At 39.4% G+C, this 12,290-nt stretch carries 9 protein-coding genes; all 9 read right to left on the bottom strand.

The annotated features are described in order from the left end of the window. Nucleotides 1–6: 6 nt before the first annotated feature. The 9 genes from POF52_RS03120 to POF52_RS03080 all read right to left on the bottom strand — a co-directional run bounded on the left by POF52_RS03120 (nucleotide 7) and on the right by POF52_RS03080 (nucleotide 12,278). Entirely contained in the window at nucleotides 7–1,470 is a 1,464-nt protein-coding gene (locus POF52_RS03120; RefSeq protein WP_016765446.1) for a UDP-N-acetylmuramoyl-L-alanyl-D-glutamate--2,6-diaminopimelate ligase, read from the bottom strand. Between the two features lie 211 nt (nucleotides 1,471–1,681). After that, complete coding sequence (locus POF52_RS03115; protein WP_013084856.1) at nucleotides 1,682–3,598, bottom strand: stage V sporulation protein D; 1,917 nt, start codon at nucleotides 3,596–3,598, stop codon at nucleotides 1,682–1,684. A gap of 69 nt (nucleotides 3,599–3,667) precedes the next feature. After that, on the bottom strand, nucleotides 3,668–5,926 hold the full coding sequence (locus tag POF52_RS03110) for a penicillin-binding protein (protein WP_271989675.1): 2,259 nt from the start codon (nucleotides 5,924–5,926) through the stop codon (nucleotides 3,668–3,670). A gap of 5 nt (nucleotides 5,927–5,931) precedes the next feature. Continuing rightward, nucleotides 5,932–6,291 (bottom strand): cell division protein FtsL, encoded by a 360-nt coding sequence (gene ftsL / locus POF52_RS03105; protein WP_013058965.1) that lies wholly within the window; start codon nucleotides 6,289–6,291, stop codon nucleotides 5,932–5,934. Nucleotides 6,292–6,325: 34 nt separating this feature from the next. After that, a complete protein-coding gene (gene rsmH, locus POF52_RS03100) occupies nucleotides 6,326–7,261 on the bottom strand; it encodes a 16S rRNA (cytosine(1402)-N(4))-methyltransferase RsmH (RefSeq protein ID WP_271989671.1) in 936 nt (311 codons plus the stop codon). 334 nt (nucleotides 7,262–7,595) lie between these two features. Then, nucleotides 7,596–9,221 carry a bacillithiol biosynthesis cysteine-adding enzyme BshC gene (bshC, locus tag POF52_RS03095; protein ID WP_271989670.1) on the bottom strand — a complete coding sequence of 542 codons (1,626 nt, stop codon included), beginning with the start codon at nucleotides 9,219–9,221 and terminating at the stop codon, nucleotides 7,596–7,598. Between the two features lie 90 nt (nucleotides 9,222–9,311). Further along, nucleotides 9,312–9,695, bottom strand: a complete 384-nt coding sequence (locus POF52_RS03090; protein ID WP_013084860.1) for a DUF3397 domain-containing protein — start codon at nucleotides 9,693–9,695, stop codon at nucleotides 9,312–9,314. A 1-nt stretch (nucleotide 9,696) separates the two neighbouring features. Then, nucleotides 9,697–10,578, bottom strand: a complete 882-nt coding sequence (locus POF52_RS03085) for a 2-dehydropantoate 2-reductase (RefSeq protein ID WP_271989667.1) — start codon at nucleotides 10,576–10,578, stop codon at nucleotides 9,697–9,699. Between the two features lie 158 nt (nucleotides 10,579–10,736). Beyond that, nucleotides 10,737–12,278, bottom strand: a complete 1,542-nt coding sequence (locus POF52_RS03080) for an acyl-CoA carboxylase subunit beta (RefSeq protein ID WP_271989665.1) — start codon at nucleotides 12,276–12,278, stop codon at nucleotides 10,737–10,739. Nucleotides 12,279–12,290: the final 12 nt, after the last annotated feature.

Here is a 12,290-nt window from a genome sequence, read left to right as displayed (position 1 = left end):
TCATTACTACTTTCGCTCCTCAATCATTTTGCGTGCTACTTCTCGATCGTCAAAATCGAATACTTTTTTACCAATAATTTGATAGGTCTCGTGCCCTTTTCCAGCAATGACAATAACATCATCTGCATGCGCTGTTTCCACTGCATAGCGAATAGCTTCTGCACGATCAGCAATCGTCACATAGTTATCTGTATCCAAACCTTCTTCCATATCTTTTAAAATAGCCAATGGATCTTCACTTCGTGGATTATCAGATGTCAAAATAGCTTGTGTACTGTATTCAGCTGCAATTCGAGCCATGATTGGTCGTTTTGTACGATCTCGATCTCCGCCACAACCAACAATAACATATATATTGCGTTTTGCGAATTCTTTTACAGTTTTTAACACGTTCTCTAAGCTGTCCGGCGTGTGGGCATAATCAACGATAACCGTAAAATCTTGCTCCGCATCAACCACTTCAAAACGCCCAGACACGCCTTCTAACACTTTTATTTCCTCGACAATAACTGACAGAGGGATACCTGATACTAAACATGAAGCCGTAGCTGCTAATACGTTGTAGACGCTGAATTTCCCAATAAGTTTCATCCCTACACGAACCGTTTCTGTCGGTGTTGTCAAGTCGAACGTTGTGCCGCTGTTTGTAATTTGAATATTGGTTGCGCGAATATCACTTTCACGGTCAATACCATAGGTAATCACTGTAGCAGCCGTGTTTTTAATATATTCCTCGGTTGCCGCATCATCAGCATTAAGAACTGCAAATTTAGGACGATTATGGTTATAAGCGTTTCCTAACTGTGCAAATAGCAACCCTTTCGCACGACGATAATCTTCCATTGTATGATGATAGTCCAGGTGATCTTGCGTTAAGTTACTAAATACCGCAACATCAAAGTCGCACCCGTGTACGCGGCCTAAGTCAAGTGCATGAGATGATACTTCCATCATCGCTACTTCTACATTCTCCTCCACCATTTGGTGAAATGTTTTTTGGAGCGTCAGCGATTCAGGCGTTGTGTTTTTCACATCATAAGACGTATCACCAATACGAATTTCAATCGTTCCAATTAGACCTGTCTTTTTATGTTGTGATTTAAAGATATGCTCAATTAAATGTGTAATCGTTGTTTTTCCATTTGTGCCTGTTACACCAATTAAATGCATTTTTTGTGTGGGCTGATTGTAGAAAGCATCCGCTAGCACTGCCATTGCTCGTTTTGTACTCTTCACGCGTACAACAGGCACTTCTACATCCACAGGCTTTTCTGCTAAGATTGCTACTGCCCCTTTTTCCACAGCCATCTGTGCAAAGCTATGGCCATCAACTGTATAGCCGTCTATACAAATGAACAATGCTCCGGGCTTAACTTCTCTTGAATCCATTTCAATTGACGTAATATCAATATTCTGTTCAGGAAGCTGAACAAAATCATGTAAATGTGTTAGTAGTTCTCGTAAATCCATTCCTACCATGTCCTCTCTATTTGTAAAGTGAAACGTTTGTTATAAGACGCTATGGCAACTATTCTTCTTTTTCTAGCACCTAACCTATTACATTTTACAGAAAAAGAAGCCCGGAGGGAACACCCCCAAGGCTTATTTGTTGATTTCATGTTCACACGCGGAGTAACCTGCTGATTATCATGCAAGGAAGAATAATGGTTTATAGAGATTTTTATTTTCCCATATAAATTCTAACCGTTTCGCCTTCTTTAACTTTCGTTCCGGCTGCAGGAGACTGCTTGACCACTTTATCTCCTTCGCCACTCACATCTAATTTTAAATTAAGTAGCTGTTCTTGTAACTCTTTTTTTGACATTCCTACGACATTTGGTACTTTTATCATTGGTGTGTCCAGCCACGTTAACTCTTTTTCAATTTGTCCTTTACGCGGTTTAACGTCCATCACACGCAAGCTGTCTTCAATCATTTTACCTACAATCGGAGCTGCTACAACTCCACCAAACTGAATGGTGCCTTTTGGATTATCAACCGCAACATACACGACAATTTCAGGGTTATCTGCTGGTGCAACACCAATAAAAGAAACGATGTGATTATTTTTTAAATACTTTCCATTTTGAGCTTTCTGCGCCGTACCCGTCTTTCCTCCAACGCGGTACCCTTCCACAAAAGCTCCTTTTCCGCTTCCTTGTGCTACTACACTTTCAAGAGCAAAACGCACTTGCTTAGACGTTTCCTCGGAAATAACTTTTCGCTTAGCAACCGGCTTATGACTGCTTACAACTTTTCCGGTAGTTGGATCCACCCACTCTTTGGCAATATAAGGTTCATAAAGCGTTCCACCGTTTACGGCTGCGGAAACAGCAGCTACTTGTTGAATAGGCGTAACAGCAACCCCTTGCCCAAAAGCTGTTGTAGCTTGTTCAACCGGCCCTACGCGCTCAAGCGGGAACAAAATTCCTTTTGCTTCCCCTTGTAAATCAATACCTGTTTTTTGACCAAAGCCAAATTCTTTAATGTATTTGAACAATTTCTCTTTTCCTAAACGTTCCCCAAGCTCCACAAAACCAGGGTTACATGAGTTCTGTACAACTTCTAAAAAAGACTGCTGTCCATGTCCGCCTTTTTTCCAGCAGCGAAGTCTCGCTCCGCCAACTTCCGCGGCTCCATCATCGTAAAATTGATCTTTTAGTAAATCCACTTTCTTTTCTTCAAGAGCAGCTGCCAGTGTAATAATCTTAAACGTCGATCCGGGCTCATATACGCTCCAGATTGGAAGATTGCGATTATACACCTCAGGCTTCACATTTTTAAAATCCGTAGGATCAAAGCCCGGACGACTAGACATACCTAAGATTTCACCATTTTTAGGATTCATGGCAATGGCAATCATACCATCTGGATTATAAGCTGTCTGAGCATTATCCAACTCACGCTCCATGATCGTTTGCACACGTGAATCAATGGTCAATCTCAAATCCAGCCCGTCCACAGGTGCTGTGTAGTCATCGGCTATATTGGGCATCTTTTTACCTTTAGCATCCGAATACAATTTAACTGAACCTTTTTGTCCTTTTAGCTCTTTATCATAATATAATTCAAGGCCTGTTAACCCTTGATTATCTACTCCCGCAAAGCCTAATACATGCGACAAATAACTTCCAAACGGATAGTACCGCTTCGAATCCTCAGCTATATATACGCCTTTTAAATTTAAATTCCGCACTTCATTTGCTTTCGCATGTGAAATTTTTCTTCCTTCAGGACGCAAATACACGCTAGAAGAAGCTTTTGTTATTTGCTCATATACTTTTTCTTTTGATGCTCCCAGCACTTTTGCTAACTTTTCAGCCGTAACAGCTGGATTTTCAACTTGTCTTGGCATAACTAAAACGGTCGGTGCACTTTTATTTGTAGCAAGTGCCACATCATTGCGATCTAGTATCTTTCCTCTTTCAGGTTCAAAAGGAATATTCCGACTCCATAAGTCTTTGGCTTTTTCAGTTAGCGTATCCCCAGTCAGCAACTGTACATATCCAAGCCTTGTATCAATAATCAAAAACACAATAAAACCGACAAACAAAACAATAGCTAGCCTTTTACGAACTGTGACTCCTGATACCCGCATATATTAGAACCTCCTCTGAATCGGCTCGTTCCAATATATGCTTGTACAGGATTCACTAGAACTTATTTTCTAGTCAAGTTGCTTATCGTCTTTTTTACTGTCAGATTCACTTTTTTCCGTTTCTTTTAGCTTATTTAACGTGCTTGAAAATTCTTTAGGCGTTTCAAGTTCCACTTTCAGGTACGTTCCTGCTTTTAGCGGATCTCCTGCTTTAATACTTTGACTTACAACATAACCATTTTCAAGTGCGCTAGGTCGAACGTTGACAAATTCACTAAAACGAATAACGTCACGATGTGAAAAACCTGTTAGATCAGGCATTGTGGCTTTTCCGTTTGTCTTAATGAACACGCGTTGACCAGTAACAATGGTATCAGAAGTCGGTGATTGGCTTTCTACCGTATCTCCTTTACCTATTACAACAGGAACAAGCCCTTTTTGTTTTAAGTCTTTCACGGCACTATCAACTGATTCATTAACGTAAGATTTAAGCGTGATTTCTGAATCCACTTTCTTTTCTTTCGTTTCTTTTCCGTCTTCATCCGTTTTTTGAGGCTCCACCCCTAAATACTGCAGGCTATTTTTCATCACCGGATTAAATACAGCTGTAAGCGGCGCAGTACCCGTCTCTTGAGGCGTGAGAGTTGGATTTTTAACGGCTACATAGACAAGGAGCTTTGGATCCTTAGCAGGTGCAAAGCCCATAAAGGAAATGAAATTTTTCCCGTGTCCATGAAGGTAACCTCCGGTAGGCCCAGGAATTTGAGCTGTTCCCGTCTTTCCAGCGACATCGTATCCTTCAATCGCGTAAGGTTTCCCTGTTCCATCATCAGAAGAAACAACGGTTTCTAAAATACCTAGCGTTTCATTCGCTGCTTTTTTAGAAATAGGCTGGCCTACTACGGTAGGTTTTGTTTTCTTAATCGTTTTCTTATTTGTCTCATCAACTACTTGTTTAATCACGTAAGGCTTCATCATTTTCCCGTCATTTGCAATCGCCGTAGCCGCTTGAATTTCTTGAATAGGCGTAAAAGCAGACGCCTGTCCAAATGCAGTAGTTACGCGGTCTCTCGGGTACTTCGTCACTAACTTGCTAGAAGCTTCATTTGGCAAGTCAATTCCCGTCTTATCCATAAAGCCAAACTTGTCCAAGTATTTATACAAACGGTCGGTACCTAATTTTTCGTTGGCTAAAATGGCAACTGCTACATTTGAAGACCTTTGAATTCCTTCATTAAATGTAATAGCTCCCCAGCCGACTCCGCCGTTGTGATCGTTAATCGGAACGCTGTTTTTCGTTACTTTATAAGATCCCGACTGATAGCGGTCTTCGCCGTTATAGACGTCTGCATCAATCGCGGCTGCTAGCGTAAAAATTTTCATCGTTGAACCAAGTTCATAGCTGTTTTCAACAAACGGATTACGATAAGAAGTGATATCACGAATATTCGGGTCAAATGAAGGTCGGTTTGACATCGCCAAAATTTCACCGGTTTTCGGATTCACTACTGTTGCCATTAGCTCTTCTGGTTTATATTCTTTAGCAGCAGCTGTCATCGCATCCTCTAAAAACGTTTGAATTTTTTCATCAATCGTAAGCGTAACGCTGTCTCCGTTTTTAGGAGCTACAATTGACTCTTTTGGATCCGGAAGCTTAATTCCATTTTTAGCAGCTTCGTATTTTACATATCCATCTTCTTCAGAAAGCTGCTTATCAAATACTTTTTCAATTCCCATTTTCCCTACGATTTTACCCGTATCATCTTTTTGTGCGTACCCTAAAATACTTGAGGCGAAGACACCGTTTGGATAGAAGCGCTTCGAATCGCGTAAAAACGTGATGCCCGGGAGATTTAGTTTCTCAATTTTTTGCTTTAGCACGTTATCAATATCACGTCCGCCTGGGCCAAGTTCGACTTGGAATGCCTTTCTTTTAATTCCTCTCGTTAACATGCTTTCAATTTTTGATTCGTCCATATTCAATAGCGGCGCTAGCTTTTTAGCTGTCTTTTCAGGGTCTACCACGTGCTGTGGGTGTTTTTTATCTTCTGACTGCGACTCCTTCAAAATCGCCACAACCGTATAAGCACCCGTGTCTTGGGCGATTGCCTCTCCGTTTCGATCGTAAATCGTACCGCGCTGTCCTTCAATTTTAGACGTTCGCGTATGCTGTTTTTGTGCAATTTCGGCTAAAGCTTCTCCGTCTGCTTTGCCCGTCGCTTGGATGTAAAAGAACCTGATGGCTAATACAAAAAAGAGCAATGCAAATATTAAAATTAATATTGCTGCTCCTGTACTAATATTGCTATTTTTTCTTGGCGTAGTCATCGCAATTAATCGTTAACGACTTTTACGTTATTTTCATTCAATTTTAGTCCAAGTTCTTTTGCTTTTGTCCAAATACGATCGTATGCACTTAACTCTGTTACCTGTAATTTTAACTCATTGTTTTTTGCTTCTTGCTTGTCAATCTTTCCATCGAGTGATTGCACTTCTTCACTGATGCTATAAAGCGAAGATTGATTTGAAATGATTTGCACAGACCCAAACAGCATGAGTGCGACAAATCCAGAATACACAATTTTTTCACCAACCGTGATTTTTCTTTTTGTCTTCCGAACAACTTGACGTACCGTCTTTTGCTGCTTCTGCTGCTGATCTTGCTCTCTTACTTTGTATGCTACATTGTTCATTCTCGTCCCCTCCTCTTTGATAAAACCCTTTAAATTACACTAATTTCTCAACAATTCGAAGCTTTGCCGAACGCGCGCGCTTATTTTCTTCTATCTCTTCTTCTGAAGGTAAAATAGGTTTTCTTGTAATAACTTTCATTTTAGGTTTAAATTCTTCTGGAATAACCGGCAGTCCATGCGGAAGCTGCGGAACCGTGCTTGCATTTTTAAACGCCACTTTACAAATTCGATCTTCAAGTGAGTGGAAGGTAATAACACTTACACGTCCACCTTTTTTGATCACATCCATAGCCTGTTCAATTGCATCTTCAAATACTTGAAGCTCATCATTTACAGCAATTCGAATAGCCTGGAAAATTCGTTTTGCCGGATGTCCACCCGTTCGTCTAGCTGGCGCTGGAATACCATCTTTAATAAGATCAACCAGCTCTAGCGTTGTTTCAATTGGTTTAGACTCTCGATATGCTTCAATTTTGCGGGCAATTTGTTTTGAAAACTTTTCTTCTCCGTATTGGAAAAAGATTTTCACAAGTTTTTCATAAGGCCATTCATTTACTACGTTGTACGCAGAAAACATTGAGTTTTGATCCATGCGCATATCAAGCGGGGCATCATGATGAAAGCTGAACCCTCGCTCTGGTGTATCCAACTGAGGAGACGAGACTCCGAGGTCAAACAATACTCCATCTACTTCTTCAATTCCGTGTTCCATTAGCTGCTCTTTTAAATAGCGAAAATTACTTTTGATTAGAATAACTCTGTCTAGATACGGGGCCAATTTCTCTTTTGCATTTGCAAGAGCGACATCGTCTTGATCAAACGCAATTAATTTCCCTTTTTCTGATAGCTGTTTTACGATATATTCACTATGACCTGCTCCGCCAAGCGTGCAGTCGACATATACTCCATCCGGCTTAATATTTAAGCCTTCCGCTGCTTCTTTAAGCAAAACAGTTGTGTGATTAAACATTATGACACCTACTTCTTTCTAAACTACTTAGTTATGTATACAAAAAGCAAAAAACGGTGTTTTTCTTTGATATATATACACGTTTATATTATATATCAAAGTTCAACATTATTTCAGCTATTTATATAAGAATTAAGTAGAATTTTGTCTTTTTGTCACAAATAGTGTCATTTTGTTAAAAGTAGGACATATTCGTAGAATAAAATGTAAGGAATATAAGGTTTTTTTGCATAATTAGAAATAAATACCTTATAAGGATTCAATTGGTTAACATTCACCTTGTAGACTTTTTCTCTTTTCCAAAATAAAAATCCTGCTTTTCAGCAGGATTTTATTAGACATAACAGACTTTTAACTGGTGATTTAATTCGACTTCAGCACTTAGTAAATCTGACACAAATTGCATACCATAACCATTTAAATAATACATAATATTCCACATGCGTTCTTGTGGAGCATTGTAGGGACGAAGAGCAAGTTCAATTTGAGCATATTTTGAATGCTTCACATCGTGCTTAATTAGCTGTTTGGATTCGACAATCTTTTGAATGGTTTCAAACTGCTTTTGAATAATCGCTCGATTTTTAAGCATGACTTCATCAAATGTTTTGTCTTCTTTTTGAATATTTTCACGAAGAGTTTTATGAATTTTTTCAAAATCTTCTTTCGCTTTTTCAAAATACATTTCGTACGGGTTGTGAACTTCTGTCTTAAGCCAGTGCTCCCTCTCTGCATCTACGCCTTCGTTCATTACGTTCGAAAGGTCTAACTGAAGTTCATCCATATACTTTTCGATATGTCTTTCTACGATTGCATAGGATAACCTCGGAACCACGGGAGGCATTTTAAAGCTAAATAAAGAAAATGCTTTTTCAAGCTCTGCCCAATACGCTACTTCCCCTGGACCTGCAATAAACGCAAGGGTAGGAAGTAAGTACTCCTGCATAAGGGGTCTAGTCACAACGTTATTACTAAGAAGCTCTGGCGTTTGTTTAGCAATTTGAACCAGCTCTTCTTTAGACAGCGCGAGTTCATTTTGCTTTCCAACAAACTGCTCTTGTTCTGCATCTCTTTCTAAAAGTACTCTGTTTTCATTGTGTGAATAAAAGAGATGAGCCGTTTCTTCTCCCACTTCAATCATTCGTCCGTATTGTTTTTGAATCTCTGTTTGCTGTTCCATAACGGCTGACGATAATTTGTCATTTTGTTCAATTAACGTCACAAAGAAAGAAGATTCAATGCTGCGCACTTCTTTAGAAGCTGCATCCATTAAAATAAGACCTGACTCTGCGAACATTGTGGTAACCAAATGAGCAAAGAAATCGACATAGGTACGTGATTTATCTAACGCTTCTAAAACAAAGTGTAATACCTGGTTTGTATGCGCCGTTTCGTTAAACGTTTGAAATACATCACGAACCCAGCTTCTACAGGCCTCATGGTCTAGTTCAATTTGAGAAACCATTTGCTTTTTCTTTAAAGAATGCTTTAGCGTTTTCTTTAAAAGCTGATTTTTATGCTCTGTGTATACATGGTTGATCTCAGCAAAATCATGATCTTCTCCAGCAATCCAAAATACCGGAAGCACGGGCACGTTTAAAGCTTCCTCTTGTTGTTTAGCTAGGAGCACAATTGAAATCACTTTATGAATGGTGTACAAAGGACCGGTAAGCAGCCCCGCTTGCTGACCTCCAACGACCACTGCGCTGTTAGGATCTTTTAGCTTTTCAATATTTTCAATCGTCTTAGAAGATGCTCCGTAGCGCTTATTAAAATCAAGCAGATACTCAGCAAGCTGTTCTCTTGGATAAGACTGCTTTTGAACATCCGCTAAACGTTTTTCATATACGTCTTTTTCGTGTATATTATAATGAAAAAAGGAAAGTGCTTGCTTTTCACCTTTTATGTAATCGTTCGTTAGTTTGTTTCCCGCCTTTAAAGAGACGTCTGTAATCTCCATGAAAGAACTTCCTTTCTTTTCCTAATACTTATATTCTCTACATATAGCTTCATTATCCATAATGTAACTGCCCACGTCTAGTAACATGCTTTACAGAGAGGAAATACGAAAAGCGATTCCACCTATATTTAATACAATATGTGCAATAAGAAACAAAACGAAATTCATCCGAAAGAACCCTTTCGCGATAAGCTTCATTTCTAAGTCATGTTTGACTTTCCAATGTACAAACATCATAATCATTGCTACAACTAAAAGGACTAACGCAATCAACCACAAAAAAGAGTGCCCGAAAATTTCCACAGCTGCATAATGCACGGACAAAATAAGAAAAACCGTAGTAATGTACGTTGCCATGTGGACAGATTTCCTTTTATTTTTCGTCAGTTTGCGTAAAAGCATGTATAGAATAAAAAAACCAACGAGCGGCAGAGTGACAAACGTCGCAAAAACTCCAGCAATAAAACTTCCCATGTTAATCACCCTTTTCTTCTTCGATTCCTTTTATTGACCCATATAAAAAGTCAACAATAGGCGTCGGCGTTCTTTTTTCAGCAGCTTGTGTTTGAATATAGCCTAAAATAGCATCAATTTCTGTTTGCCGCCCCTCCTGTATATCTTTTAGCATAGAAGATTGATTTGTACTCGTGCGCGAACAAACCCCCAGCGCATTTTCCCAATAATTAAAAGCTGAATCCAGTTTTAACACAGCCGCAATCTCTTCAAACAATAGACGCATCGTTTTATAAAAGTAACCGTTATGAATCAGCTGCCCATTTTTTACCCGATACAGCGCCGTAAGAGGATTGATAAGCGCATTTACAACTAATTTCTTCACCAGCATCGCATACCAATCTGTTTCAATCACCCAAGGAAAATTCACAATTGGCAAGATAGACTCCATTTCTCCTCTGTACGAAGCAATACGGGTTGTTCCTATTCCTGTATGATGGACGCTATCCATATTTGTACGCATTGCCCCGTGTTCAACTGTACCCAAATAGAGAGTGCTCTGGGGGAGATTTTTAAGAATTTCAATATGGCTCATACCGTTTTGGATAAACAAAAGGGGAGTATGTATAGTAAGAGTTTTGATAAAAGGAATAATCTCTTTTAAATGATACTGTTTTACAGTAATAATGATTAAATCTGCTTCTTTTATGTTTTTTTCCAGAGGGATAGCACTGACTTTTTTAGTGTGATGTTCCCCTTGTCTATGTAAGGTAATTCCATTTTCGTTAATACACTTTGCTTGAGTTTTTGTTTTCGTGTACAAGGTTACATCATAACAATCTGATAAATACGCGCTAAACAACAGACCTAATGATCCGCCTCCAATAATACCTATAGTTTTCATCGTATTTTTTGTTCCTCTTTCTATTATTGAGTTTCATTTTAGCAAAAAAATGCTTTGAATTAAATGCATTCTTAAAATTTTACCTATTCATATAGCCCGTGTGATTAAAAATCACCGGGCTTGTTATAAATTATTTAGAGTGATCCCGTTTTTTTCTATTATACGGGATACACCGGATGTTTACGACGGCTAAAGGTCACATTCTTTGTTTCATATAATTGAAAGCGGTCAATTAAAGTTCGACGCAGTTCGTTAGCAGGAACGATGTCGTCAATAATAAGTTCAGAAGCCAGCGTATAGATATCAATGTGTTCTTTATACTCCTGCTGTTTCTGTTTAACAAACATAAACCGCTCTTTCGGATCTTCAATTTCATTAATTTTATTAGAATAGACGGCATTTACTGCCGCTTCAGGACCCATTACGGCAATTTGAGCAGTAGGCAATGCAAGGCAGCAATCCGGTTCAAAAGCTGGACCAGCCATAGCGTAAAGCCCTGCGCCATAAGCTTTGCGCATAACTACGGAAATTTTAGGAACTGTAGCTGAACTCATCGCTGCAATCAATTTTGCTCCATGTCTAATGATGCCTGCTCTTTCTACTTTGGTTCCAATCATAAATCCAGGTACATCCGCTAAAAATAGCAAAGGAATATGGAAGGCATCGCACAGTTGAATAAATTTTGCGCCTTTATCTGCTGAATCTACAAACAACACTCCTCCTTTGACCTTCGGCTGATTGGCAATAATCCCCACTACTTTTCCATCTATTCGTGCAAGCCCTGTTACCAATTCGGCGGCAAACAGTTTTTTCACTTCAAAGAAGCTCCCTTCGTCAATAAGGGTATCAATTGCTTCATAGATATCAAATGGAACATTTTGATTCTCTGGAATTAGTTCTACTAAATCCTTTGTCTGCTTAGGCTCTTTAGCTTTTTGTACTTTAGGCTTCTCTTGATAGTTTTGTGGAAAGTAGGTTAAATAAGATTTGGCATACGAAATAGCTTCTTCTTCAGAATAAGCTAACACATCTCCACATCCGCTAACGCTGCAGTGCATATGTGCTCCTCCCATTTCCTCTAGCGTAACCTTTTCTCCAATAACAGCTTCGGCCATACGCGGCGAACCTAAGTACATAGAAGCGTTTCCATCTACCATCACAACAATATCACAAAATGCAGGGATATATGCTCCTCCAGCTGCTGACGGACCGAAGAGCAAACAAATTTGAGGAATGACGCCGGAAAGTTTTACTTGATTGTGAAAGATCCGTCCAGCGCCTCGGCGGTTTGGAAACATATCTAATTGATCCGTAATACGTGCTCCTGCAGAATCCACTAGGTACAGCAAAGGCACATGCAGTTTTTCTGCTACTTCTTGAATACGAATAATTTTCTCTACTGTTCTAGCCCCCCAAGACCCTGCTTTTACAGTAGAGTCATTAGCCATTACACAAACCGTTTCACCGTTTACTTTTCCAATTGCGGTTACAACACCGTCTGCCGGCAACCCTTCGGCTTTATTATTTGCAAACATGCCGTCTTCTTCATATTTCCCGTCATCAAATAAAAGCGCTAAACGATCTCTTACAAAAAGCTTCTGTTGTGTTGCAAGTTTCTCTTTGTACTTCTCCGCGTTGCCACACTCTACTTTTTGACGATTTTCATCATATTTTTTCTGAGATTCACCTGTATGTATCATGATATCTCTCCT

This window comes from Priestia sp. AB, assembly GCF_028369225.1.
Classification (GTDB): domain Bacteria; phylum Bacillota; class Bacilli; order Bacillales; family Bacillaceae_H; genus Priestia; species Priestia megaterium.
This window is presented reverse-complemented; position numbering and strand designations above follow the sequence as displayed.